Source organism: Jatrophihabitans sp. sgz311053 (genome assembly GCF_056135305.1).
Window position 1 is genome coordinate 64,555 of the sequence record NZ_JBWAXP010000001.1, and the last position, 26,207, is coordinate 90,761.

At 74.1% G+C, this 26,207-nt stretch carries 12 protein-coding genes; 6 read left to right on the forward strand and 6 right to left on the reverse strand.

The genetic code is table 11. From position 1 onward, the window contains the following. Positions 1-31: 31 nt before the first annotated feature. The 5 genes from AC0NZQ_RS00055 to AC0NZQ_RS00075 all read right to left on the reverse strand — a co-directional run bounded on the left by AC0NZQ_RS00055 (position 32) and on the right by AC0NZQ_RS00075 (position 16,689). Positions 32-13,885, reverse strand: coding sequence for a type I polyketide synthase (locus AC0NZQ_RS00055; RefSeq protein ID WP_474527561.1), 13,854 nt, complete (start codon positions 13,883-13,885; stop codon positions 32-34). Between the two features lie 244 nt (positions 13,886-14,129). After that, positions 14,130-14,714 carry a methyltransferase family protein gene (locus tag AC0NZQ_RS00060; RefSeq protein WP_474527562.1) on the reverse strand — a complete coding sequence of 195 codons (585 nt, stop codon included), beginning with the start codon at positions 14,712-14,714 and terminating at the stop codon, positions 14,130-14,132. A 75-nt stretch (positions 14,715-14,789) separates the two neighbouring features. Next, positions 14,790-15,209, reverse strand: coding sequence for a hypothetical protein (locus AC0NZQ_RS00065; RefSeq protein ID WP_474527563.1), 420 nt, complete (start codon positions 15,207-15,209; stop codon positions 14,790-14,792). A 287-nt stretch (positions 15,210-15,496) separates the two neighbouring features. Then, on the reverse strand, positions 15,497-16,318 hold the full coding sequence (locus AC0NZQ_RS00070; RefSeq protein WP_474527564.1) for a class II aldolase/adducin family protein: 822 nt from the start codon (positions 16,316-16,318) through the stop codon (positions 15,497-15,499). Beyond that, positions 16,315-16,689, reverse strand: coding sequence for a hypothetical protein (locus tag AC0NZQ_RS00075; RefSeq protein WP_474527565.1), 375 nt, complete (start codon positions 16,687-16,689; stop codon positions 16,315-16,317). Before AC0NZQ_RS00075 ends, AC0NZQ_RS00070 begins: the two co-directional genes overlap by 4 nt. A 245-nt stretch (positions 16,690-16,934) precedes the next feature. Between AC0NZQ_RS00075 and AC0NZQ_RS00080 the strand changes: the two genes are divergently transcribed. The 6 genes from AC0NZQ_RS00080 to AC0NZQ_RS00105 all read left to right on the forward strand — a co-directional run bounded on the left by AC0NZQ_RS00080 (position 16,935) and on the right by AC0NZQ_RS00105 (position 24,816). Further along, on the forward strand, positions 16,935-17,714 hold the full coding sequence (locus tag AC0NZQ_RS00080; RefSeq protein ID WP_474527566.1) for a thioesterase II family protein: 780 nt from the start codon (positions 16,935-16,937) through the stop codon (positions 17,712-17,714). Positions 17,715-17,850: 136 nt separating this feature from the next. After that, on the forward strand, positions 17,851-19,053 hold the full coding sequence (locus tag AC0NZQ_RS00085; RefSeq protein WP_474527567.1) for a sensor histidine kinase: 1,203 nt from the start codon (positions 17,851-17,853) through the stop codon (positions 19,051-19,053). Further along, the gene (locus AC0NZQ_RS00090) at positions 19,050-19,658 is read left to right on the forward strand and encodes a response regulator transcription factor (protein ID WP_474527568.1); all 609 of its coding nucleotides are present in this window, start codon (positions 19,050-19,052) and stop codon (positions 19,656-19,658) included. The genes AC0NZQ_RS00085 and AC0NZQ_RS00090 overlap by 4 nt, the downstream gene beginning before the upstream one ends. Positions 19,659-19,947: 289 nt before the next feature. Next, positions 19,948-20,997: a ParB N-terminal domain-containing protein gene (locus AC0NZQ_RS00095; protein ID WP_474527569.1), complete on the forward strand. Its 1,050-nt coding sequence runs from the start codon at positions 19,948-19,950 to the stop codon at positions 20,995-20,997. A 28-nt stretch (positions 20,998-21,025) separates the two neighbouring features. Further along, entirely contained in the window at positions 21,026-24,112 is a 3,087-nt protein-coding gene (locus tag AC0NZQ_RS00100; protein WP_474527570.1) for a non-ribosomal peptide synthetase, read from the forward strand. A gap of 95 nt (positions 24,113-24,207) precedes the next feature. After that, positions 24,208-24,816, forward strand: a complete 609-nt coding sequence (locus AC0NZQ_RS00105; protein WP_474527571.1) for a response regulator transcription factor — start codon at positions 24,208-24,210, stop codon at positions 24,814-24,816. Here the strand turns inward: AC0NZQ_RS00105 and AC0NZQ_RS00110 are convergent. Next, positions 24,772-26,049, reverse strand: coding sequence for a sensor histidine kinase (locus AC0NZQ_RS00110; RefSeq protein WP_474527572.1), 1,278 nt, complete (start codon positions 26,047-26,049; stop codon positions 24,772-24,774). The two genes, AC0NZQ_RS00105 and AC0NZQ_RS00110, sit on opposite strands and share 45 nt — an antisense overlap. Between the last annotated feature and the right edge of the window lie 158 nt (positions 26,050-26,207).

Below are 26,207 nucleotides of genomic sequence, written 5' to 3' on the forward strand. Positions count from 1 at the left end.
GCGCGCACCTCGCCCCGGTTCCGTGTCCGCGTCACTGGATGCCGAACTCCTTGCCGAGGAAGTCGAAGACCTCGTCGTCGGCCGCGTCGGCCAGCCGGCCGGCCACCGACTCGTCCTGCTCGACCGCGCCGCCGTGACGCGACCGCCACTGCGCCACCGCCGCGTCCAGGCGCGTGCCCACCATGTCGCCAGTGGCGCTGCCGTCGCCGCCGTCGCCGCCGTCGGCGCCACTGGCGAGGAGCTCGGCCAGCAGGGCATCGAGGCGCGCCAGCACGTCGCCGGGGGTGTCGGCCTCGCCGCCCCCGACCAGCTCGGCGAGGCGGGCCCCGAGCGCGCGCGGCGTGGGGAACTGGAAGACCACGGTGGACGGCAGCGTCACGCCGGTCGCGGCGATGAGCCGGTTCCGCAGCTCGACGCTGGTGAGCGAGTCGAAGCCCAGCGCGCTGAAGGCGCGGTCCGGGTCGACGTCCGAGGCGCCGGTGTGGTCCAGGACCCGGGCCGCCTCGACCCGGACCAGCTCGGTGAGCTCGGGGGCGCGGCGGGCCGGCGGCAGCTCGGCCCACCGCTGCCGGGCCGACGTCTCCGCCGCCGGGTTCACCGGCACGTCGAGTGCGGCCACGACCTCGGGCAGGTCCCGGACCAGCGGGCTGGGACGGTGCAGCGTGAAGGTCGGCGCGAAGTGCTCCCAGTCGACGTCGGCGATGGTGACGGCCTGTTCGTCGCCGTCGAGGACGTCGCCCAGCGCCCGCAGCGCCAGCTCCGGCGACAAGCTGCGCAGGCCGTGCCGGACCGAGCCGTCGTCGGCGCCGGTCTGCCACGGTCCCCAGGCGACGGTGGTGGCCGGCAACCCGCGGGCTCGGCGTCGCTCGGCCAGGCCCTCGACGAAGGCGTTCCCGGCCGCGTAACCGGCCATCCGGGCGCTGCCCCATGTCGAGACGATGGAGCTGAAGACCAGGAACTCGTCGAGGTCGCCGGTGAGCTCGTCCAGCAGCGCAGCGCCGCCGGCCTTGGCGGTCCGGACGGCGTCCAACTCCTCGTCGGTCATCTCCGCCACCGGGGTCGACTGCCCGACACCGTCGGCGTGGATGACCGCCCGCAGCGCCGGGCCGTCGGCGGCGGTCCGGGCCAGCAGGCCGGCCAGGTCCGCGCGACGGCCGGTGTCGCAGGCGCTCACCAGGACGTCACCGCCACGACCGGCGATGCCGGCGGCGAGGTCGGCGACCTCGCGCTGCAGCGGCGACGGGGTGGTGAGGACGACACGTTCGGCGCCGCGGTCCGTGGCCCAACGGGCGGCGTGAGAGCCGACCGTGCCCAGTCCGCCGGTGACCAGGACCGTGCCCCGGGCGCGCCAGCTCTGCCGCGGCCGGGAGCGCTCGGCCCGGCTGAGGCGCCGCGCCAGCGCGGTCCCCGACCGCAGCGCGACCTGGTCCTCGGCGCCGGCCAGGGTCCGCGCCAGCAGCGGCGCCCACGGCTCGTCGTCGGTCGCGGGAAGGTCGAGCAGTCCGCCCCAGCGCTGGGGATGTTCCAGCGCCACCACCCGGCCCAGACCCCAGAGCTGGGCCTGCTCGGGAGCGACCACGTCGCCGGCGGTGGCGGCGACCGCGCCGCGGGTGACGACCCACAGCGGCGCCTCGCTGCCGAGGCGGCCCAGCTCCCGGAATAGCTGCAGCGTGGCGGGCAGGTCTGCGGTGGCGTCGTCCAGCGCGAGCAGTGACACCACCCCGCGGCAGTCGGCGGCGAGGACGGGATCGTCGGCGAGGACGGCCGCGTCGCCCGCGGTGACGACCTCAGCACCGTCGGCCCGGAGGGCCTCGACGACCGCGTCGAGTGCGGCGCCACTCCGCTCCGCGCCACCGACCACCAGCCAGCGCCCGGCTGGCAGCGTCCCGGCGCCGGTGACCGGAGTCCAGGTCACCCGGTAGCGCCACTCGTCGATCGCCGCCGCGTCGCGGTCACGGCGCCGGTAGGCGGCCAGCGCGGGCAGCAGCTCGCCGACGCGGGCGCCGTCCAGCTCGAGGGCGGCGCCCAGCTCGTCGGCGTCACCCCGCTCGACCGCTGCCCAGAACTGCGCGTCCGCCACCGGGGCGGCGGCGACCGGGGCCGGCGCCTGCGGCCAGAAACGACGGTGCCGGAAGGCGTAGGTCGGCAGCGCGACGCTCCGCCCACCGCCGACGACGGCCGACCAGTCGACGGTGGCGCCCCGCACGGCGGCGGCGGCCAGCGACTGCAGCACCCGCGGCGCACCGCCGTCGTCACGACGCAGCGTCCCCACCACGACGGCCGCGGCGCCGGGCAGGTCGTCCAGGGTGTCCTCGATCGCGGACACCAGCACCGGATGGGGCGAGGTCTCGACGAAGGCGCCAAGGCCGTCGGCGGCCAGCAGCCGCACCGCTCGCTCGAACTCGACGGGTTCGCGCAGGCTGTCGAACCAGTACCGCGGTGTCAGCTCGGTGCCGTCGAGCACGGCACCGGTGAACGACGACACCATCGTGACGTCGGCGGGCTGCGGCGTGATGTCGGCCAGCGCGGTGAGGATCTCCTCGCGCAGCCGGTCGACCTGGGCACTGTGCGAGGCGTAGTCGACGGGGATGCTCCGGGTGCGGACCTCCGCCGGGCAGGAGGCGGCCAGCTCGGCCAGCGCCGCCGGGGTCCCGGAGACGACGCAGGCATGCGGTCCGTTCACCGCGGCCAGTGCCAGCTCCGGCTGCCACGGCGCGATGCGCTCGCGCACCCGGTCCGCCGGCTCGGCGATCGAGAGCATGCCGCCCTGGCCGGCCAGCGCGGTGAGCGCGCGGCTGCGCAGCGCGACGACCTTCGCACCGTCGGCGAGGCTCAGCGCGCCGGCCACCACGGCGGCCGCGATCTCGCCCTGGGAATGGCCGACGACGGCGTCGGGGACGACGCCGGCCGCACGCCACACCTCGGCGAGGGAGACCATGACCGCCCACAGCGCCGGTTGGACGACGTCGGCGGTGGTGGGCAGCTCGGCGTCCCCGAGCAGCACCTCGGCCGGGGACCAGGCGACGTACGGTGCGAGCGCGGCGGCGCACTCGGCGAGGCGCGCGGCGAAGACCGGGGATGCCTCGGCCAGCTCGCGGGCCATCCCGCTCCACTGGCTGCCCTGCCCCGGGAAGACGAAGACGGCGCGCTCGGCGGCAGCGTCGGCGCGTCCCACCACGACGTCGGTGCTGTCGCCTCCGGTGGCCAGGGTGGCCAGACCGGCGACGAGCGGGGCGCAGCGATCGTCGTCGGTGCCGGCCGCGGCACCCAGGACGACGGCCCGCTCGTCGAATCGCGGTCGCGTCGTCGCCAGCGAGTGGGCGATGTCGCGCGGCGTCGCCTCCGGATGGGCGAGGACGTGCTCGCGCAGCCGGCCGGCCTGGTCGGCGAGGACGTCGACGTGACGCGCCGAGAGGGCCCAGGCGGCCACGCCGGTGAGGACCGCGGGGGCCGGGACGAGCTGCGGTTCCGGCTCGACGGGCGGCTGTTCGACGACGACGTGGGCGTTGGTCCCGCTCATGCCGAAGGCAGAGATACCGGCGCGGCGCGGCCGGCCCGCCTCCTGCCATTCCTGCGCGGCGGTGAGCAGCTGCAGGGCGCCCGAGTCCCAGTCGATGTGCGGCGACGGCTCGTCGGCGTGCAGCGTCGCCGGCAGCCGACGGTGCTGCAGCGCCAGCAGGATCTTCAGCAGCCCCGCCACACCGGCCGCTGCCTGCGTGTGACCCAGGTTCGACTTCACCGAGCCCAGCAGCAGCGGGGTGCTGCGGTCGCGACCGTAGGTGGCCAGCAGCGCACCGGCCTCGATGGGGTCGCCCAGGGCGGTGCCGGTGCCGTGCGCCTCGACCACGTCGATGTCCTCGGGGCGCAGTCCGGCATCGGCCAGCGCCGCCCGGATCACCCGCTGCTGGGACGGTCCGTTCGGTGCGGTCAGCCCGTTGGACGCCCCGTCGGAGTTGACGGCACTGCCCCGGACGAGGGCCAGCACCTCGTGGCCGAGCCGGCGCGCCCGCGACAGCGGCTCCACCACCACGACGCCGGCGCCCTCGGCCATCCCCATGCCGTCGGCGCCCGCGCCGAAGGCCTTGCACCGACCGTCGGCGGCCAACCCCCGCTGCCGGGAGAAGGCGACGAGGTCCCGCGGTGTCGCCATCACGGTCACCCCGCCGACGACGGCGAGCTCGCAGTCACCGTTGCGGATCGCACCGACGGCGGTGTGCAGGGCCACCAGCGACGAGGAGCAGGCCGTGTCGACGGTGAGTGCCGGCCCCTCGAGGCCGAGCAGGTACGCCAGCCGACCGGAGAGGATGCTGGTGGCGTTGCCGGTCATCAGGTGGCCTTCGAGCCCGACGCCGCTGGCGGTCCGCGCGAGCGTCGCGCCCAGCTGGTCGTAACCGGAGACGTAGCCGCCGACGAAGACACCGGTCCGCGAGCCCCGCAGCGAGGTCGGATCGATGCCGCCGCGCTCCAGCGCCTCCCACGTCACCTCGAGCAGCAGCCGCTGCTGCGGATCCATCGCCAGCGCCTCACGCGGCGAGATCCCGAAGAAGTCGGCGTCGAAGTCGGCCACGTCCCGCAGGAAGCCGCCCTCACGGACGTAGGCCGTGCCGGCGTGGTCCGGGTCCGGGTCGTAGAGCGCGTCGAGGTCCCAGCCCCGGTCGGCCGGGAAGCCGCCGATGGCGTCCCCACTGCGCTCCAGCAGTGTCCAGAGCTGCTCGGGCGTGCGCACGCCGCCGGGGAAGCGGCAACCCATGGCGACGACGGCGAGCGGCTCGGTGGGGCTCCCCGCCGCTCGGCCGCCGTCGGGAAGCGAGGGCTCCTCGCCCGAAAGCTCGGCCGCCAGCTCGCCGCGCAGTTCCCCGTGCAGGAACGCGGCGAGGGCGAGCGGGTCCGGGAAGTCGAAGAGCAGCGTGGCCGGCAGCGTGAGTCCGGTCGCGGCGGCGAGCCGGTTGCGCAGCTCCACCGAGGTGAGCGAGTCCAGCCCCATCTCGCTGAAGGCCCGGGCGGGGTCGATCACCGCCGGGTCGTCGTAACCCATTACCCACGCCGCCTCGGACCGGATCAGCGTGGTGAGCTCCCGCTCGCGCTCGGCGGCGGCCCGGCCGGCGAGCCGCGCCAGCAGCTTGGCGTGCGGGTCCGGCGTCTCGGTCACGGCCGTCGCCGCTGCCACGCCGGCACCCGCCTCGACGGCGAGCTCGGACATGAACGGCGCCCGCAGCAGCTCCCCCACGCCGCGGTCGGTGGCCATCGCGCCGAGGTCGAACGCCATCATGGTAAGGGCACCGACGGTGTCGTCCTCGATCGCGTCGGCGAGCGCGGCGACGGCCTGCGACGGCTCCATCAGCACTTCCCAGGTGTTGCGGGCCAGCCGCTGCCGGGCGCCCTCGCTGGCCTCGCCGACGCCACCGCCGGCCCACGGCCCCCAGGCCACCGACAGGGCCGGGCGGCCCTGCGCGCGGCGGCGCAGCGCGAGCGCGTCGAGGACCGCGTTCGCGGCCGCGTAGTTGCCCTGGCCGCCGTTGCCGAAGATCGCCGAGGTGGAGGAGAAGAGGACGAAGGCGTCCAGGTCGAGCCCGGCGGTGAGCTCGTCCAGGTACAGCGCGCCGGCGGCCTTGCCGCCGAAGGGTCCGGCCAACCGGGCCGGTGTCAGGCGGTCGACGACCCCGTCGTCCAGGGCGCCGGCGGCATGCATGACCGTCGACAGCGGCGATCCGGTCGCCGCGATCCGGTCCAGGACGGCGGCGAGGGCGGCGCGGTCGGCGGTGTCGCAGGCGAGGACCTCGACGGCCGAGCCGGCCTCGGCCAGCCGCGCGGCCAGCGCCGCCGCGCCGGCGGCGTCCGGACCGCTCCGGCTGGTGAGCACGAGCCGACCGGCGCCCCGGCCGGCCAGCCAACCCGCGACGTGACCGCCGATGGCGCCGGTGCCACCGGTGACGAGCGAGGTGCCGCGCGGGACGAAGCGGAGCCGCGAAGCCCCGAGCGGCGCGCGCACCAGACGGCGGGCCAGGACCCCCGAGCCGCGCAGCGCGACCTGGTTCTCCCGGCCGCCGGCGAGCACCGCGAGCAGCCGGGCACCGGTGCGCTCGTCCCACCGGGCGGGGAGGTCGACGAGACCGCCCCAGCGGTCCGGGACCTCGACGGCCGCGCTCAGCCCGAATCCCCAGACGGCAGCCTGCGACGGCTGCGGGGAGTCGGTGGCGTCGGCGGCCACCGCGCCACGGGTCAGCAGCCACAGCGGTGCCGGCTCGTCGAGATCCCCCAGCGCCTGGACCAGCGCGAGCGTCGCGAGCAGCCCCGCGCCGGGTCCGTCCTCGGCGGCGTCGGCATGGTCCGCGGCATGGTCGGCGGCATCGTCGGTGGGCAGGGCGCAGAGCGACAGCACGCCGGTCAGCGGCTCGTCGCCGCGCAGCAGTCCGGCCAGCTCGCCGCGGTCGGGGTCCCCGGCGGGGAGCTCGACGGTGCGGACGCGGCAGCCGTGGCCGCGCAGCGTGGCCACGCACGGGTGGTCGGCGAGACCGGTCGGCAGCACCACCAGCCACGACCCGCCCGGTGTCGCCGGTGCCGGTTCGGAGAGATGCCGCCAGCTCACCCGGAAACGCCAGTCGGCAGTCGCGTCCCGCGCAACGGCTCCGGCGGGCGCCACCGTGCCCGGTTGCCGCAGCGCCGGCCAGTAGCGGGACCGCTGGAAGGCGTAGGTCGGCAGCTCCACCCGGTCACCGCGCAGCACCTCGCGCCACGCCACCGGCACGCCGTGCGCGGCGAGCACGGCCAGCGAGCGGAGCAGCCGGTCCGGCCCGCCCTGCTCGCGTTCGATCGATCCGGTGACGACCGGCTCGGGACCATCGGTCGCGTCCAGGGTCTCGACGATCGCCGCGGTGAGCACCGGGTGGGCCGAGACCTCGACGAAGACGTCGTGACCGTCCTCGGCCAGCGCGGTCACCGCGTCGGCGAAGCGCACCTGCTCGCGGACGTTGTCGTACCAGTACTCGGCGGTCAGCTCGGTCCCGTCCACCCAGCCGGCCCGGACGGTGCTGAAGAACGGGATCTGTCCTGCCCGTGGCCGGAGGTCCGCGAGCTGCTCGGCGAGGACCGGCGCGATCGGCTCCACCAGCCGTGAGTGCGCGACGAAGTCGGTCGCCGGGATGCGCCAGCGCAGCACGCGTCGTCCCCGAAGCTCGCGCTCGAACTCGGTGAGCGCCGCGGTCTCCCCCGAGACCACCGTGCTGGCCGGGCCGTTGACGGCCGCGATGCTGAGCCGCTCCCCCCACGGCTGCAGCAGCGGACGGACGGCCGCCGCGGGCATCACCACCGAGACCATGCCGCCGCTGGCGTCCAGGTCACGCAGCGCTCGGGATCGGACCGCGACCACCCGGGCACCGTCGGCGAGCGTCAGCGCCCCCGCCACCACCGCGGCGGCGATCTCGCCCTGGCTGTGGCCGAGCACCGCGTCCGGTCGGACGCCGACGGCCTGCCACACCGCGGCCAGCGACACCATGACTGCCCACAGCACCGGCTGCATGACGTCGGCGGTCTCGAGCGACGGCGCGCCGTCGGCGCCGGCGAGGACCTCCTCGGGCGACCACGAGATGTGCGGGGCAAGGGCGGCGGCGCACTCGGCGAAGCGCTGTGCGAAGGCGGGTGAGCCGGTGAGCAGCTCGCGTCCCATGCCGATCCACTGGCTGCCCTGGCCGGGGAAGACGAAGACGACGCGGCCCTCGGTGTCCCGGCCGGTGATCGCGGCGCCGCGGTCGAGGACCTGCTCGGCCCCCACCGCGGCCAGCTGCGCAAGCAGCTCCTCCCGCTCGTGCCCCACGAGGACGGCGTGGTGACCGAAGCTGCCGCGGGTGGTGGCGAGCGACCACCCGATGTCGGCGGGGTCCAGCTCGGGGCGGGACGAGACATGGGCGTGCAGTCGACGTGCCTGCGCCGCCAGCCCCGCCGGGGTGCGCGCCGAGAGCCGCCACGCGGTGGCCTCGGGGTGCAGCGCGCGCTCGTCGGGCGGCGCCGGCTCGGCCTCGGTGGCGACGGCGTCGCCGGGGGCCTGCTCGAGCACGACGTGGACGTTGGTGCCGCTCATCCCGAAGGCGGAGACACCGGCCCGGCGCGGCCCGTCGGAGTCCCACTCGCGGTGCTCGTGGAGCAGGCGGACGTCGCCGGCGCTCCAGTCGATCTCGCCGGAGGGCTCGTCAGCGTGCAGCGTGCGGGGCAGCTGCCGGTGCTGCAGCGCCAGCACCATCTTGATCAGTCCGGCCACGCCGGCGGCGGTCTGGGTGTGGCCGATGTTCGACTTCGCCGACCCCAGCCAGAGCGGACGGCTGCGGTCGCGGCCGTAGGTGGCCAGCAGGGCGTGCGCCTCGATCGGGTCACCGAGGGTGGTGCCGGTGCCGTGCGCCTCGACGACGTCCACATCGTCGGGTCGCAGTCCGGCGTTGGCCAGGGCGGCGCGGATGACCCGCTGCTGCGACGGTCCACTGGGCGCGGTGAGCCCGTTGGAGGCGCCGTCCTGGTTCATGGCGATACCCCGCACCACGGCGAGCACGGGGTGGCCGTGGCGGCGCGCGTCGGAGAGCCGCTCCAGCGCGACGACGCCGGCACCCTCGGCCAGGCCCATGCCGTCGGCCCCGGCGCCGAAGGCCTTGCAGCGGCCGTCGGGGGCGAGACCGCGCTGCCGGGAGAAGCCGACGAACTGGTTCGGCGTCGCCATCAGCATCACGCCGCCGGTGAGGGCCAGCGAGCACTCGCCGGAGCGGAGCGCGCTGACGGCCATGTGCAGCGCGACCAGCGAGGAGGAGCAGGCCGTGTCGATGGTGACCGCCGGTCCTTCCAGGCCCAGCGTGTAGGCGATGCGACCGGAGATGATGCTGCCGGAGTGGCCCGTCACCAGGTAACCCTCGGCGCCGCCGTCGCCCTCGGCCATGCCGGTGCCGTAGCCGGTGAGCGCCGCGCCGACGAAGACCCCGGTCGCGCTCCCGCGCAGCGTGGCGGGGTCGATCCCGGCCCGTTCCACGGCCTCCCACGTCGTCTCGAGCAGCAGCCGCTGCTGCGGGTCCATGGCCAGGGCCTCGCGCGGCGAGATCCCGAAGAAGCCGGCGTCGAAATCGGCGCCGTCGTAGAGGAAACCGCCGGTGCGGGTGTACGAACGGCCCTGCCGGTCCGGGTCGGGGTCGTAGATGGCAGCGTCCCAGCCCCGGTCCTCGGGAAAGCCGGAGATCGCGTCGGTCCCCTCGGCCAGCAGCTGCCAGTACGCGTCGGGCGAGTCGACCCCACCGGGGAACCGGCAGCCGATGCCGACGATGACCACGGGATCGCCGTCATCGGCCGTGGCGACGGCGCGGGTGTGGGTGTCGGGCTCGGCCGGCTCGCCCCCGACCATGCGGGCCGAGAGCCAGCGCGCGAGCTCGGTGGGGGTGGGGTGGTCGAAGACCACCGAGGACGGCAGGGACAGCCCCGTCGCCGCGGCCAGCCGGCGGCGCAGGTCCACGGCGGTGAGCGAGTCGAAGCCGAGGTCGCGGAACGCGCGCGTCGCGGGGACGTCACGGCTGACGTCGTGACCCAGGGTCGCGGCGGCATGCTCGCGGACCAGCCCGGTCAGCCGTCGCACCCGCTCGGGCTCGGCGAGCCCCGCCAGCCGGCTCGCCAGCTCGCCGCGGGCCGCGGGATCGGCGGCCGTGGCACCGGCGGCGTCGTCCCGGTCGGCGCCGACCGGTCGGCTGGCCGGGTCGGCGGCGGCCTCGAGGTCGTCGAAGAGCGGTCGGGAGCGGGCAGCGGTGAAGACCGGGACGAAGGTGTCCCAGTCCATGTCGGCGATGACGCGGTGGGCCTCACCGGGAGCAGCCAGTACCTCGCCGAGCGCGGCGAGAGCGGGCGCGGGGGCGAGGAAGTTGGTGCCCTGGCGACGCAGGCTTGTCGGCGTGACGGCGCCGGGCTCGTCGGCACCGGCCGGGGTGAAGGCCTCCCAGTCGCGGGTGTCCCAGACCCCCCAGCCGACGCTGAGGGCGGGCAGGCCCGCCGCCCGCCGGGCCTCGGCGAGCGCATCGAGATGGGCGTTGGCCGCCGCGTAGCTGCCGTGGTCGTTGCTCCCCCACGTCGCCGCGATCGAGGAGAAGAGCACGAAGTCGGTGAGCTCGGTGGCGTCGCGGGTGGCCCGGTCCAGGTGGTCGGCACCGGCGACCTTGGCCGCGAGTGCCGCGGCCAGGGACTCCGGGCCGGTCTCGTCGAGGCGGGTGAGGTCGAAGACCGTCGCGGCGTGGACGACCGTCCGGAGCTCGGGCTCGGCGGCCACCAGCGCGTCGACCTGACGGGAATCGGCGATGTCGCACTCGACGACGGCCACGTCGGCGCCCCGGGCGGCGAGCCCGGCGACGAGGTCGGCACTCACGCCGGCCGCCCCACGACGGGTCGGCAGTACGAGCCGTTGTGCGCCCCGCGCGACCAGCCATGGCAGCAGGTGGGCACCGATCGAGCCGGTGCCCCCGGTGACCAGCGCCGTCCCGCCGGTGGTCCACTGCCGCCGGGACGATCCGGGCGCGCCGGATCCTGGCGGGGCAAGGCGCTGCAGCCGCCGGACGAACAGACCGTCGCGGCGCAGCGCGAGCTCGTCCTCGCCGCCGGCGCGGACGCCGCCGACCAGGGCCGCGCAGACCGCTGCGGCCGGCACCCCGTCACCGAGGTCGATCATGCCGCCCCAGCGCTGCGGCTGCTCCAGGCCGGCCACCCGACCCAGCCCCCAGACCTGCGCCTGCCGGGGTGAGGGCGCCTCACCGGGACGGACGGCGACGGCACCGCGGGTGAGCAGCCAGAGCGGGGCGGCGTCGGGACGTCGGGCGAGCGCCCGGACGAGGGCCAGCGTGTTCGCCGTGCCGACGGCGACCCCGGTGTCGGGATCGACGACGGCGTCGTCGAGGGCCAGCAGGGAGAGCACGCCGGCGACGGGTCCCGGCGGGAGTGCGGCGGCGAGGGCGTCGGCATCGCCTACGGACAGGTCGCCCGTCTCGACGTGGACCACCTCGGCCCCGGCCGCGGTCAGAGCGCTGCTCAGCGCCGTGGCGTCAGCGGCGCAGTCCCGGCCGGGCGTGACGAGCAGCCACGTCCCGTCGAGGCCGGCGTTGCCGGTGCTGCCGGGAAGCCACCGCACGCCGTAGTGCCACCGGTCCGACGGCGCCGGGGCGGGGGGCAGGGCGGGCCAGTAGCGGCGCCGCTGGAAGGCGTAGGTGGGGAGGTCCACCTGCTCGGCCGGGGGCAGCAGCCGCGACCACTCCACCGGCAGACCCCGGACATGGGCTTCGGCCAGGGAGAGCAGGGCTCGCTGCGCGCCGCCCTCGTCACGGCGCAGCGTGCCCAGGACGGTCGGTTCGCCGGTGCCGGCATCGACGAGGCAGTCGGTGATCGGCGCCAGCAGCACCGGATGCGGGGAGCACTCGACGAAGGTGTCGTGACCCGCGGCGCCGAGAGTGGCCACGGCGCGGGCGAACTCCACCGGTTCGCGCAGGCTGGCGAACCAGTAGTCGGCGTCCAGCTCGGTACCGTCGAGCCAGGCGCCGGTGAGGGCCGAGATCATGGGGATCTGCGCTGCCCTCGGCGTGACAGGCCCGAGCGTGGTGAGCAGCTCGTCGCGCAGCTCGTCGACCTGCGCCGAGTGCGAGGCGTAGTCCACCGGGATCACGCGGGTGCGGACCTCGCCACACGACGCGGCGAGCTCGGCCAGCGCCGCGGGCTCGCCCGAGACGACGGTGGCCCGCGGTCCGTTCTTGGCCGCGATGGACAGCCGGCCGCGCCACGGCTCGAGGCGCAGCGCCACCTGCTCGGCCGGCTCCGCGATCGACATCATCCCGCCCCGGCCGCTGATCGCGCGGAGGGCTCGACTCCGCGTCGCGACCACCCGCGCGCCGTCCTCCAGCGACAGCGCCCCGGCCACCACCGCCGCGGCGATCTCACCCTGGCTGTGGCCGAGGACCGCAAGGGGCCGGACGCCGCAGCTGCGCCAGAACTCGGCGAGCGACACCATCACCGCCCAGAGCGCGGGCTGCACGATCTCGGCGTCGTCGAAGCCGTGGTCGCCGGCGAGCAGCTCCGCCGGTGGGAACCGGGTCCAGGGCGCCAGCGCGGCGCAGCACTGGGCCAGCCGGTCGGCGAAGACCGGGGAGGCGGCGGCGAGCTCGCGACCCATGCCGAGCCATTGCCCACCCTGACCGGGGAAGACGAAGACGGTCCGGCCGGCGTCACCGGCGGTGCCCGTCACCAGCTCCGGGGCGGGACGACCCTCGGCCAGCGCGAGGAGGGCCGGCCGGGGATCGGCGGCCACCACCACGGCCCGGTGCTCGAAGGCGGCGCGACCGGTGGCCAGCGACCACTGCTGACCTCGCCCCGCCGCCAGATCCACCGCGGGCAGCAGCGCCCGCGCCTGGGCGGCGAGGGCCGCCTCGCTGCGGGCCGAGACGAGCCACGCCTGCGGGTCGGCGAGCACGACCGGCGGCACCTCGGCGGCAGCGTCAGCCGCCGGTGCGGCCGGCAGCGGCGGCTCCTCCACCAGGACGTGCGCGTTCGTGCCGCTGATGCCGAAGCCGGAGACGGCCGCCCGACGCGGCGTGTCCCGGGCGGGCCAGGCGACGGCGTCGGTGAGCAGTCGGACGGCGCCGGAGTCCCAGTCGATGTGTGGCGACGGCACCTCCGCGTGCAGCGTCCGCGGCAGCGTCTCGTGCTGCAGGCTCATGATCATCTTGATCAGACCCGCGACGCCGGCGGCGGCCTGGGTGTGGCCGAGGTTGGACTTCAACGAGCCGAGCCACAGCGGCCGGTCGGCGGGACGGCCGGCGCCGTAGGCGGCCAGCAGGGCCCGGGCCTCGATGGGGTCGCCGAGCGCGGTTCCGGTGCCGTGGGCCTCGACGGCGTCGACCTCGGTGGGCGAGACCTCGGCCGCGGCCAGCGCCGCCTGGATGACCCGGCGCTGCGAGGGTCCGTTCGGCGCGGTGAGGCCGTTGGAGGCGCCGTCGGAGTTGACCGCGCTGCCGGTGACGACCGCGAGCACCCGATGGCCGAGCCGCTGCGCGTCGGAGAGCCGCTCGAGCACGAGCAGGCCCGCCCCCTCGGCCCAGCCGGTCCCGTCGGCGCCGGCGGCGAAGGCCTTGCAGCGTCCGTCCGCGGCGAGACCGTGCTGCCGGGAGAACTCCGCGAAGAGGGTCGGCGTCGACATGACGGTGACGCCGCCGGCCAGCGCGAGATCGGCCTCGCCGCTGCGCAGCGCGCGGGCGGCCAGATGCACCGCCACCAGGGAGGAGGAGCAGGCGGTGTCGACGGAGATGGCGGGCCCCTCCAGCCCGAGCGTGAAGGCGACCCGTCCGGAGAGGACGCTGTTCGCCGTCCCGATCAGCACGTGTCCCAGGGCGTCGTCGGAGGTGATCGGCAGGCTGGTGCCGTAGCCCGAGGAGTAGGCACCCAGGTACACGCCCGAGCGGGTGCCGCGCAGGCTCGCGGGAGTGATGCCGGCGTGCTCCAGCGCCTCCCACGCGACCTCGAGGGCGAGCCGCTGCTGGGGATCCATCGCCAGCGCCTCACGGGGCGAGATGCCGAAGAAGGCGGCGTCGAAGTCGGTGGCGTCGTAGAGGAAACCACCGCTGCGGGTGGTGGCCTCGTCCTCGACACCGGCGTCGTAGAGCGACTCGACGTCCCAGCCCCGGTCCTCGGGGAAGGGCGCGATGACGTCGCGCCCCTCGGCGACGACGCGCCACAGATCCTCCGGGCCGCGGACGTCGCCGGGGAAGCGGCACCCGATCCCGACCACCGCGATCGGCTCGACCGCGCCGGCGGCGAGCTCGTGCAGCTGGCGGCGGGCCGACCGCAGGTTGGCGGTGGCCCGCTTCAGGTACTCGCGAAGCTTCTCTTCGTCTGCCATTGAGGTGTTTTCCCGGCCCGAGGACGTCTTCCGCAGTGAGGCGACGGCGCACGTCGGGTCCGCCGCAGCGGTCCGAAAATTACCGGCGGGTGGACGAACCGGACACCACGTTCAGCCGGTGCATGGAGCAGCTGAACAGGCCCGCACGAGGCGCGGACCGCCACGATGACGAAGGCCGCGGGAGGGCCTGGGGTCCCTCCCGCGGCAGCGCGGGGACGGCATCGCCGTCAGTCTTCGTCCGGGGTCACCACACCCCGGGGATGAGTCGCTTCGTGTGGCCGCGGTAGACGAGGTAGCGCCGTCCCATCACCCGGACGAGCAGCCGCTCCTCGACAGCGATGCGGCGCAGGATGGAGCCGAGCGGCAGCACCGCGGTGACGGCCACCGCAGGCCAGTTGCCTGCGGCGACGCCGTAGCCGAGCGCCAGCAGCAGCGCGCCGGCGTAGCTGGGGTGACGCACCCAGCGGTACGGGCCTCGCGTCACGATCGCCTGGCACGTCTCCACCTCCACGGTGGTGCGGAAACCGCTGCCCAGCTGGGTGATCGACCAGATCCGGACTGCCAGCCCCAGCCACATCAGGGCCAGTCCGATGGCGGGTCCCGCTGCGGCGTGGTCGACGAGGCCGATCTGCAGCGGGCTGTCGGCGGGGAGCACCGCCTGCAGCGCCGTCGCGGTGACGGTGGCCAGCAGCGTGAACGCCACGATCAGCCAGCGGGTGCCACGGTCCCGCGACGACGAGCCCTTGCCCTGGCGGTGGTCACGGACGACGAGGGTGATCTCGAGCAGCAACCACAGCAGCGAGGTTGCCTGGACGGCGGCGTACAACACGAGGGAGCCCCTTCTGTTCGGTCCGGTTCGGGACGAGGCGCGGTGGCCGGCGCAGGACTCGCCGGCCACCGCAGGTCAGCGGAAGGCCGCGCGGACGGTGCGGCTGTTGACGGTGGCGACGACGCCCAGCAGCAGCACGCCGCAGACGGCCTGTTCGGCCCGCAGCCAGACCGGGAAGGCGCCGGGCAGGGCCACGATGACGGCGATGACGGCGACCATGATCGCCGAGACGAGGCGCAGTCGCAGCAGCGCACGGGCACTGCCCCGCAGGGCGCCGACCACGAAGGAGAGCATCAGCAGCGACGTGACGGCGACGATGATGCCGCGGGTCCAGACCGCGCTGGTGACGAGATCGTGGTGGTTGCGCAGCGCCACGATGGCTCCCACGGTCGCCAGGCTCACGAGCGAGTACCAGACGACCAGCGACCGGGCGCGCTCCAGCGAGGTGCGGGCGCGGCTGTGGTCCAGGCGGGCGGCGGTCTTGACGGCGGTCATGTCTCCTCCAGAAACGGTGTGGTGATCGGTGCGGCCCCTTCGGGCCGGCTGGTCTTCTTCCAGCGACACGTCAACGATCCGCGACGAGGGGGTGCCGGCGGCAGTGAGCGCGGTCATCACGCCCGTATGACATTTGGCGTAGGGGAGATCCCTGATCCGACCGTCAGGGGTGGCCGACACGACACCGCACGGCTCGGCTCCGTCCACGAGACACGACGACGCCGCCCCCACAGGACGGGAGCGGCGTCGAGACGGCGGGACAGCCGGCGGCTGTCAGGGGCCATGCCCTAGTCGAAGAGGTCCGGCTCGGCCTGCGCGATGTACTCGAAGAGCGGCTGGAACTGGATCCAGCCCGCGTACTCGTGACCAGACTGCTGATGTGTCAGCTTCGCGTTCGCCGGGGAGATCTGGTGCACGGTGCCGGCGGCCTTCGCCGCGAGCTGGGCCTGCGCCGAGCGCTCGGCGGTGATGAACCACCAGGCGGCGGAGTCGACGGTCGAGCCGACCGTGAGCAGACCGTGATTGCGGAGGATGACCGCCTTGTGGGAGCCCAGCGTGCGGGCGATGCGCTCGCCCTCCTCCAGGTCGGTCACCAACCCGGTGTAGTCCTCGAAGACGGCGTGGTCGTCGTAGAAGACGCAGGAGTCCTGGGTGAGCGGTTCCAGGCCCTGGTCGGTGGCGGAGAGCGCCTTGCCGTAGGTGGAATGAGCGTGCGCGGCGCCGACGACATCGGGCCGGGCCCGGTGCACCGACGAGTGGATGACGAAGGCGGCCTCGTTGACGAGGTACTCGCCCTGGACCACCTTGCCCTGGTGGTCGACGAGCAGCAGCTTGCTCACCGAGGCCTGAGCGAACGGGATCGCGAAGGGGTTGACCCAGAAGTAGTCGCTGAACTCCGGGTCCCGTGCCGTGATGTGTCCGGCCACGCCCTCGTCGAAGCCGAAGCGGCCGAAGAGCCGGAGGGCCGCGGCGAGGCGTTCCTTGCGGTGACGCCGTTCGACTGCCGGGTCGTCGAAGGTCGGCGGCACCGTGGAACGGTAGTGGCGGACCAGCTGCTCTTCCGGGACGGCGACGAGGTCGGCCTCGGTCAGCTCGTCTCGCACCGTCATGCGACGGATTCCACCCGCTCGTCCTGGGCCAGCTCGACACCGTCGGCCGTGGCCTCGTCGACATGGGCGTCGTCGGCCTTGGCCTCGTCAACCTTGGCGTCGTCGACCGGGCCCGCCGGCTGTGCCGGCACGCTGAGGCCGGGGATCGAGAGGCCCTCCGCAGCGTGGACGACGTCGAAGGCCGACTGGATGGCCTCGGCGAGCGTCGCGGACTTCTCGTCGTCGATCTCGATCCTGGTGACGGACACGTCCGCGTTGGTCGGGAGCTGGTCGCCGACGAACGTCGTGGTGCCGACCAGCGAGTCGCGCAGCTGCGCCGTCTCCTGATCGTCGACCTCACGGTTCAGCACCAGCGAGAACTTGTAACCCATGCTGCCCACCTCGATTCTGTCTACGGCTTCGGATGTCGAGACGGCGGCGCCGGGCTGGCGCACCGGCGGGTTGCGGGCCCCGCCCGACCGTCCTGCGGTCACGGCAGGTTAGGGACACCCGCGCGAACGACGCAACGGAAGCGTTCAGCCGGGGAGGGCGCAGCTGAACACCTGCGGCGCGGGCCCCGTCGGCACGCGATATTGGGACGCGCCACGGCGAACGCGACAACCGAGACAGGAGCGCCATGTCCCCCCTGCCCAGTGGATCCGCCCGCCCCGACAACGGCCTCTGGGGCCGCCGGTACCGCGAGAACGCCGCCGCCCGCGCCACCCTGATGTGCTTCCCGCACGCCGGCGGGACCGCTCCGTTCTATCGACCGGTGCCCTTCGGTCTGACCTCGCCGGTCGACGTGGTGGCGGTGCAGTACCCCGGCCGCCAGGACCGCCGGTTGGAGACGCCGATCGCCGACATCGGCAGCCTCGCCGACGGCGCGTACGCCGCGCTGCGGGACGACACCGAGCTGCCACTCACCCTCTTCGGGCACAGCATGGGCGCCGTGGTGGCCTTCGAGGTGGCGCGCAGGTTCGAACGGGACGGCCGGCCGATCGAGGCGCTCTTCGTCTCCGGCCGCTGCGGCCCCGCCACCGAACGCGAGGAGCTGGTGCACCGCAACGGCGACGACGCCATCATCGCCGAGATCACCCGCCTCGACGGCTCCGCCTCGATCGTGCTGCAGGACAAGGACCTCATGGCGGCCGCGCTGCCCTCGCTCCGTGCGGACTACCGCGCGGTGGAGACCTATCGCTGCGCACCGACGGACACGGTCGCCTGCCCGATCGTGGCACTGACCGGGGACTCGGATCCCAAGACCAGCGTGACCGAGGCGGGCAGCTGGGAGCAGCACACCACCGGCGGCTTCTCGCTGCACGTGTTCCGTGGCGGGCACTTCTACCTCGTCGACGAGATGCCGGCCGTGCTCGCGCTGCTCGACCGGCACTTCAGCGGGCAGCTCGTCGCCACGTGATCCGGTCCCGCGGCCCGGGACCCCTCCCCACCTGGACGGCGTCGCCGCGGCGGGAGGATGCTGACCAGGTCGCCGTCGTTCGTCGCTGCCGACGGTCGACGTCTCGCGGCCGGGGTCGAGGGCGGAGGAGCCAGGGATGAGCGTCGGCAACGTCACGAGTCGGGACACCGCGACCGGCGGGGACTCCGCCGGTGACCTGATGGCCGACCTCGTGGCCGACGAGGAGCAGGCGACCTCCGGCCCCGTCGTGGGCCGGGGCCAGTTCGACGGCTACCGGCGGCTGGCCCTCGCCTCGACGATGCTCATCTATCCCGTCGTCACCGCGATCTTCATCGCCCAGGACTCCGACGGATCGCGGGCCGCCCTGGGCTTCGGCGTGGTCACGCTCTTCTGCCTCTGCTACGGCCTCACCGCCTACGCGGCCTACACCGGGTCATGGCGACGAGCCGGGGTCAGCTTCGGCTTGATGACCGTCCTCTTCTTGGCGGCGCTGCCGCTCGCGCGCGTCGGCGCGTTCTTTCTCTGCGCCGTCCTGGTGGCCATCGCGGTCTTCTTCCTGGGGCGCCGGCGCGCGGGGCCGATCGCGCTGGTCGCGGTCGCGGCGGCGCTGGTGGTCCCGGTGGCCGTCCGGCCGTGGCACAGCGGGCCGGGCTGGCTGCCCGCGATCATCATCGTCACCACCGCGCTGATCGTGAACGCCTTCTCCGAGACCGTGCGGGCCAATCAGGCGCTCATCGAGGCCCGCGCCGAGGTGGCCCGACTCGCCTCCCTCTCGGAACGGGCGCGGATCGCCCGGGACCTGCACGACCTGTTGGGCCACTCGCTGACCGCCATCGTCATCAAGGCGGAGGTGGCGCGCCGCATCGCGGCCAAGGAGGGCTCGGCAACCGCCCGCGAGATCGACGAGGTGGGCAAGCTGTCGCGGCAGGCGCTCGCCGAGGTCCGCGCCGCCGTCTCCGGCTTCCGGGACGTGAGCCTGGCCATCGAGCTCGCCCGGGGCAGGGAGCTGCTGCGCGCCTCCGGGATCACCGCCGACCTGCCGACCGCGACCGACATGGTCGACACGGCCTATCAGGAGCTCTTCGGCTGGGTGGTGCGCGAAGGCCTCACCAACGTCGCCCGCCACGCCCGCGCCGGACGGTGCACCGTCGTGCTGTCGGCCAATTCCATCGAGATCATCGACGACGGCACCTGCTCCGGCGAGGCCCCTCCCGGCAACGGCCTGTCGATGCTCCGCGAGCGGGTCGAGCTCGCCGGCGGCACCCTGACGGCGGGCCCGGTCTCCGGTGGGGGCTGGCGGCTCCGTGCGCAGGTGACCCCCCGGACGGAGGAGTCGTGACGATCAGACTGCTGCTCGCCGATGATCAGGAGCTCATCCGGGAGGGGCTGGCCTCGCTGCTCAGCCAGGAGGACGACTTCGAGGTGGTCGCCTCCGTCGGCCGCGGCGACGAGGTCGTCGCGGCCGCGCGGGAGGCCGACGTCGACGTGGCGCTGCTGGACATCGAGATGCCCGGCTTGGACGGGCTGGCGGCGGCGGCGGTGCTCAACACGCAGCTGCCCGACTGTCGGGTCATCATGCTGACCACCTTCGGCCGGGTGGGCTACCTGCGCCGTGCGATGGAGGCCGGCGTCCACGGCTTCGTCGTCAAGGACTCACCCTCCTCGGCCCTGGCCGACGCCATCCGACGGGTGCGGCAGGGCGAGCGCGTGGTCGACCCGGCGCTGGCGGTGGCCACGTTGGCGGCCGGCAGCTCACCGCTCACTGCCCGGGAACGTGACGTCCTCATCGCCGCACGCTCCGGCGCGAGCATCGCCGAGATCGCCAAACGGCTGTACCTCTCCGTCGGGACGGTGCGCAACTACGTCTCGGCGGCGACGAGCAAGACCGGCACCCGCAACCGCATCGAGGCGCTACGGGTGGCCGAAGAACGCGGATGGCTGTGACCGAAGAGTCACCCTTCCCGCACCCGTGAACAATTCATATCCCGGCACGTGAATCAATTACCGTACCAGTGCCGAACCGGTCCCCATTCTCCGCGATCTCCTTGACATCGGACATAGGGGAAAGCGAGGGTCGATTTCTGACATCGGCGTCACCTGCCGTGTACATCGCCAAGTGTTCTGGGGGACATATGGCACTCGCTGTTTTGTGCTGCGCAATTTCGCGCACAATTAATACACCGTTCACATACGCTCGCGCAATAACCACGCGCCGCATTCCGGCGGGTTCTCGATGACCGCCGTAGGCGTGGCCGTAGCCCGCCGCCTCGACACCGGAGATGCCTCGGCAGGCGGCGGCAGCGAGCCACTGCGCCTGGCCGACGCGCGCCGCCGCTTCGAGCAGGTCCCGGTCGCCGACCTGCTGCCGGCCGACTCGCCCCGCAGCAACGGCGTGGACCCGGAGCACGTCGCCCGGCTCAGCGCCGTCGACAAGCCGCTGCCCTCCATCCTGGTGGACCGCCGCACCATGCGGGTCATCGACGGGACGCACCGGCTGCTGGCCGCAGCCGCCGCCGGCCGCACCACCATCTCGGTGGAGTGGTTCGACGGGGCGGCCGACGACGCCTTCCTGCGGGCCGTCGAGGCCAACGTGACGCACGGCCTGCCGCTGTCGCGCGAGGACAGGCACGCCGCAGCGCGGCGCATCGTCCGGACGCACCCGCACCTGTCCGACCGTGCCATCGCCGACGTCACCGGACTCAGCGCCAAGACCGTCGCCGTGGTCCGCCGCGGCGTGGACGATCCCGAGGTCCGCACCGCCGCACGGCTGGGCCGCGACGGCAAGCTGCACCCGGTCGACAAGGTCGCCGGCCGCTACCGCGCGGCGGCTCTCATCGCCGCCAACCCCGAGGCGTCCCTGCGCGACATCGCGCGACGGGCCGGCATCTCCCCCGCTACTGCGAGCGACGTTCGCAAGCGGCTCGCCTCCGGGGAGCCGCCGGCGAACGAGGAACCGGGTGAGAGTGCCGCCGGCGGCGTCCGGGCCCCTGAGGTCGCCTCGGAGGTGCGCGCGGCCCTCTCCGCCCACGTGGCACCGCCGCGTCCGGATCCGGCCAGGCTGCTGGCGAACCTCGTCCGTGACCCGTCGATGCGCACCCGTGACGACGGCCGTCAGCTGCTGCGGCTGCTGCACCGGACCGCGGCCGAGCGTCGAGACCTCTCCGTGCTGGCCTCGAGCGTGCCGGCGCACTGCGTGGCGGCGGTCGACAGCCTCGCCCGCGACTATGCGCAGATGTGGGTGGAATTCGCCGAGGCGCTGGCCGAGCCCATGCCGTCGGCCTGACTCAACGCCGAGCGACAGAGGTCCGATCGTGTCAGTCATCGCCGATACCGAGACCGGTTACCGCCGTGCCGTCTCGCCCACCGAGTGGTGGTTCCTGGGTCACCCCGAGGAGTTGGCGCCCTCGCTGCAGGTCGTCGTCGAGGGCAGCGGATCGCTGACGCCGGACGAGCTCGCCGGCGCCGTCGCCGCGGCGTCGGCGGCCTGTCCCGGCTCGCGGCTCGAACGAGACGAGCAGACCTGGGTCGACGGCGGTCGCGCGCCTCGGGTTCGCTGCGGCACTGCCGAGACCCTGCTCGAGACGCTCCCCGCGGACGCCTGCGAGGTCGTGTTGGTCGACGGCGAGCCTCGGAGCATCGCCTTCCGCGCCGGCCACGCGGTGATGGACGCCAAGGGCCTGCTGCTCTGGGTCGCCGACGTCTTCCGAGCCCTGGACGGGCAGGAGCTACTGGGCGCGCCCGGCACGACCAGCGACCGGGACGTCTTCGCCGAGCTGGCCGAGTCGCCCGACCGGGTGATCCCCGAATACGCCTGCACCCCCGTGCTAGCCGGCTGCGAGCCGACCGACCACGAGCGGTGGATCGTCCGGCACCGGAGCCTGCAGGGCACCCTGCCCGGCGTCGTGGCCACCGTCGCCACGCTGCTGGTCCGGGCGATGGGCGAGCCGAGCGGCTCCTTCTTCGTCCCTGTGGATCTGCGCCATCTCAGGCCGGGTCCGGCCACGACCGCCAACGTCTCCGCTGGCTTCGCGCTGGAGGTCGCCGCCGACGAGGATGCGGCCACCGTGCACGAGAAGCTGCTGCGCGAGCTGGCCGACGGCGCAGCAGTCCGCACCGCTCCCCCCGTCGGGCTGCTGGAGATGCCGCTGACGGCTCTCGCCGAGGCGGTGACGACCATCGACCGGCGCGCCCGCGAACGCGACGCCTATCCGACGCACGCCGTGATCTCGCACGCCGGTCGTATCGAGCTCGGCCGGTGGCGCAGCAGCGCCTTCACGCCTCACCGCGCGTACCTCGTCGCGCGGCCGGCGCCGGGCGGCGCCCCGGACCTGAACATCCTGGAGACCGAGAACACCACCGAGATCTCGCTGGCCTGGTGGGACGGCCCCGAGACCGCCGAGCGCCTCGACGGCCTGCTGGACCAGCTCGTCGCCGGGCTCCGTCCGGCCGATGCCCGGGTCGTCGCCGACGAGACGCCTCCCCCCTCATCACGAGCCGCCACCACCGGCCCCGACGTCGTCTCCGGCTTCCTGGATCGAGCCCGCGCCACGCCCGACGCGATCGCGCTCTCCTCGGTCGAGGCGGACGTGACCTACGCCGAGCTGGAGCGGCAGACCGGAGTGATCGCCGCCCGGCTCCGCGAGCTCGGCTGCGGACCGGAGAGCGTCGTCGGCGTGCTCGGTGGCCGGTCGGCGACCGCCGTCACCGCCATATGGGGCACGTTGCGCTCGGGTGCGGCCTACCTGCCGATGGATGCCCACATCCCGGACGCGCGAGTCCGTTCCCTGCTCACCGACGCCGGCGCCGGGGTCTGCCTCGTCGAGTCGGTCCACGCCGACCGCGCCATCGAGGTGCCCGGCTGCACCACGGTCGTGATCGAGGACCTCGACCTCGCGACGCCGGTGGAGCTCGACCACGTGCCGCCCGCCGCCGACCAGCTGGCGTACATCATCTACACGTCCGGGTCGACCGGACGCCCCAAGGGTGTGGAGATCGAGCACGGCGCGCTGCGCAACTTCGCCGCCTGGGCCGGCGCGGCCTTCGGGATCGACGACCAGGCGCGGATCCCGCTGCTCGCCTCGCTCGGCTTCGACCTCTCCCTCATCACCCTCGTCCCGCCGCTGCTCGCCGGCGCGGCCATCGTGCTGCGACCCGGCGAGATCGGGGCGGAGCTGCTGCGCGAGTTGCTCACCGAGTCCCCGGCCGACAGCCTCGCCCTCACCCCGTCGCACCTCGCGCTCATCGGCTACCTCGGCTTGCGGACCGATCGCTTCCGCACCGTGACGACCATCGGCGAGCAGCTCACCCGGTCGACGGCGATGACAGCACGCCAGGCCTTCGGACCCGACTGCGTGATCGTCAACTCCTATGGCCCGACCGAGACCACCGTCGCGTTGACCGCGCATCGCTTCGACCCGGCGCGCGACACCGCCGCCGCGGTCCCCATCGGCGCGCCGATCGCCGGCAACACCGTCGTGCTGCTGGACGCCCACGGTCGGGAGTCCGACAGCGGCGAGATCTACATCGGCGGCGACCAGCTCGCCCGTGGCTACCGGGGCCGTCCCGACCTCACCGACCAGCGCTACGTGCGGCTCGCCGACGGCCGGCGCTACTACCGCACCGGCGACCTGGCCCGCCGGCTGCCGGACGACAACCTGGAATACGTCGCGCGGGTCGACGACCAGGTGAAGGTCAGCGGTCACCGGGTCGAGCCCGCCGAGATCGTCGCTGCCCTGGAGGCACACCCGGCGGTGGCGACGGCCGTCGTCGTCCCGAGAGCGGCCGGTGATCAGCGGACGCTCTGCGCCTACGTCGTCGCCGACGGGGTGAGTGCCGACGAGCTCGCCGAGCACCTCGCCACGCTCCTGCCCGCGTACATGATCCCCGCCGCCACCGTCTTCCTCGACGCCATCCCGCGCACCCTCAACGGCAAGGTCGATGCCGCCCGGCTGCCCGATCCCGTCTCCGGCGAGACGGCCGTGGGACCGCGCGATCCCCTCACCCGGCAGATCGCGGAGATCTGGGCATCACTGCTCGACATCCCTGCCGACCGGTTCGACGACTCCGCCAACTTCTACGAGCGCGGTGGCAACTCACTGCTCTTCCTGGCCATGGTGGCGACCGTCGCTCGGCAGGTCGCCGGTGTCGACATCGCCGCCCTCGGCGACGACTTCGGACGGATCGTGCGCGAACCCACCCTCGCGGTCACGGCCGAGATCCTCCGCAACCTCCCCGCGGCGACCGCCCTGGACGAGACCGCCACCGAGCCCGCGACCGAGCCCGCGACCGAGCCCGCGACCGAGCCCGCGACCGAGCCCGCGACCGAGCCCGCGACCGAGCCCGCGACCGAGCCCGCGACCGAGCCCGCAGCGAGTCGAGCGGCTGACCCACACGCCTGACAGCCCGGACGAACCCCCGTTCGCCTAGCATGTCGCCAGCGGCGTCGGCGCGCTTCGGAACCGCCGGCCGACCGGGACGAGGGACGGGGCTGACGTTGATCCGGGTCATGCTTGCCGAGGACACGGACATGGTGCGCGGCGCCTTGGCCGCGCTCCTCGAGCGCGAGGACGACATCGAGGTGGTGGCCCAGGTCGATCGCGGCGACCTCATCGAGAGCGCGGCGCTGCGCGTCCGGCCCGATGTGGCGATCCTCGACGTGGACCTGCCTGGCCTGTCGGGCATCGACGCCGCCGTCCGGCTGGCCACGGTGCTGCCCGACCTGCCCGTCCTGCTGCTGACAAGCCTGGCGCAACCCGCGGTCGTGCGGCGCGCGCTGGCCGCCAAGGTGCCCGGCTTCCTGCTCAAGGACTCTCCGCCCGAGGAGCTCGCGGCGGCCGTCCGCAAGGTGGCGCGGGGTCAGCGGTTCATCGACGCCGAACTGGCGCTCTCGGCCTGGGACGCCGGGGAGAACCCACTGACGCCCCGCGAGAACGAGGTGCTCCAGCTGGCGGCCGACGGCGCCAGCGTCACCCACATCGCCGGCGAGCTGCACCTCTCGGCCGGCACCGTGCGCAACTACCTGACCTCGTCGGTTGCCAAACTCGGCGCCGACAACCGGCTACACGCGGTCAATCTGGCGCGAGCCGCAGGCTGGGTCCTCTGACTCCAGCGTCGCCGCGCGCACCGGGAGCCGGACCGGCAGGGTCGCGGTGAGCACGAAGCATCCGGCGCCGTCGATGCCGATCCGCAGCGAGCCGTTGACCTGAGCCAGCCGGCTGCGAAGGTTCTGCAGACCACCCTCGCCGTCGCCGAGGACGACCGACCCACCCTCGCTGCGCGACCTCGCGATCACCAGCTCGTCGACGCCGTCGTTGCGGATGGTCAGCTCGATGTTCTCGCCCACCTGACCCAGGACGATGTCGCAGGTGGTGGCCTTGCTGTGTCGCAGCACGTTCGTGACGCCCTCGCGCACCACGGTGGCGAGCACGGTCTCGCAGGGCCCGGAGAGCACGGGCACGGTGACCGTCGAGTCGCCGTCGATCCCGCCCGAGGTCAGCACCGAGCGAGCCGAGGCCAGCTGTGCCTGCAGCGGTATCGCCCGGTAGCTCCGCGCGACCGCCCGGACGTCCTGCAGCGCCACCCGAGCTATCCGCAGGATGGCGGCGAGCTGCTCCTTCGCCTCGTCCGGCGCGGTCTCGACCATGCCGTGGGCCAGCTCACCCTTCAGCGTGATCGCGCTGAGGCTGTAGCCGAGCAGGTCGTGCAGGTCGCGCGAGAAGCGCTGCCGCTCCTGCTCGACGGCTGCCTCGGCCAGCTCCAGCCGAGCCTCGTGCAGATCGCTCACCAGGTCGGCCATCCTGCTGACGCTGTAGATCACCAGCGCGGTGAGGCCGTTGGCCACCACCGCGTAGACCACGTTGGTCCACTCCTGGCGGTCGACGATCGCCACGTAGGCGGTGAGGACCTCGAAGGCTCCGAAGATGGCGAAAGCCAGGCGCGCCGGCTGGACGAGCAGCAGCACCGACCCGAGGAAGAAGCCGGCGGCGCCGCCCCACGCCTCGCCGAGGTACAGCGTCGGCGCGTAGCTGATCACGGCCTGGGACGTGAGGCTGGCGACCACGATCCACCGGCGACGCGGTCGCAGCCGCCGGCTGGAGTGCATTACCTGCAGCAGGAAGAGCGCGGCGATACCGGCGTAGCAGGCGAGCCGGACATTGTCGGTGATGAGTTCGCCGTCGTCAGCGGCGACGAGCTGGCTGACGTTGACGAGCTGGATCAGCAGCACCGCCACCACGACGACGAGATTCATCGTGAACTGCAGGCGGGGCGCCAGGCTCTCGGCGGCCATTCGCGCCAGCGGCTGCGACTCCCGACGCGAGTCGGCTACGAACTGCATCGATGACCATCCGAGATACATGCCGGTGCGACGGGAGGGGGACCACGGCAGTCACCCGGGTCCCGGACCAGCCTCGTCGGGTCGCTGAACGGCCGGCCGCCGGGACCACCGCTGCGGAGTGTATCCACACAATGCGGGCAATGACGGTCCACCGGCGA

What these genes read in the sequence shown, in the direction of transcription:
- AC0NZQ_RS00055 (WP_474527561.1), bottom strand. Translation starts at nt 13,885, where the DNA reads ATGGCAGACGAAGAGAAGCTTCGCGAGTACCTGAAGCGGGCCACCGCC.
- AC0NZQ_RS00065 (WP_474527563.1), bottom strand. Translation starts at nt 15,209, where the DNA reads ATGACCGCCGTCAAGACCGCCGCCCGCCTGGACCACAGCCGCGCCCGC.
- AC0NZQ_RS00070 (WP_474527564.1), bottom strand. Translation starts at nt 16,318, where the DNA reads ATGACGGTGCGAGACGAGCTGACCGAGGCCGACCTCGTCGCCGTCCCG.
- AC0NZQ_RS00075 (WP_474527565.1), bottom strand. Translation starts at nt 16,689, where the DNA reads ATGGGTTACAAGTTCTCGCTGGTGCTGAACCGTGAGGTCGACGATCAG.
- AC0NZQ_RS00080 (WP_474527566.1), top strand. Translation starts at nt 16,935, where the DNA reads ATGTCCCCCCTGCCCAGTGGATCCGCCCGCCCCGACAACGGCCTCTGG.
- AC0NZQ_RS00085 (WP_474527567.1), top strand. Translation starts at nt 17,851, where the DNA reads ATGAGCGTCGGCAACGTCACGAGTCGGGACACCGCGACCGGCGGGGAC.
- AC0NZQ_RS00095 (WP_474527569.1), top strand. Translation starts at nt 19,948, where the DNA reads ATGACCGCCGTAGGCGTGGCCGTAGCCCGCCGCCTCGACACCGGAGAT.
- AC0NZQ_RS00110 (WP_474527572.1), bottom strand. Translation starts at nt 26,049, where the DNA reads ATGCAGTTCGTAGCCGACTCGCGTCGGGAGTCGCAGCCGCTGGCGCGA.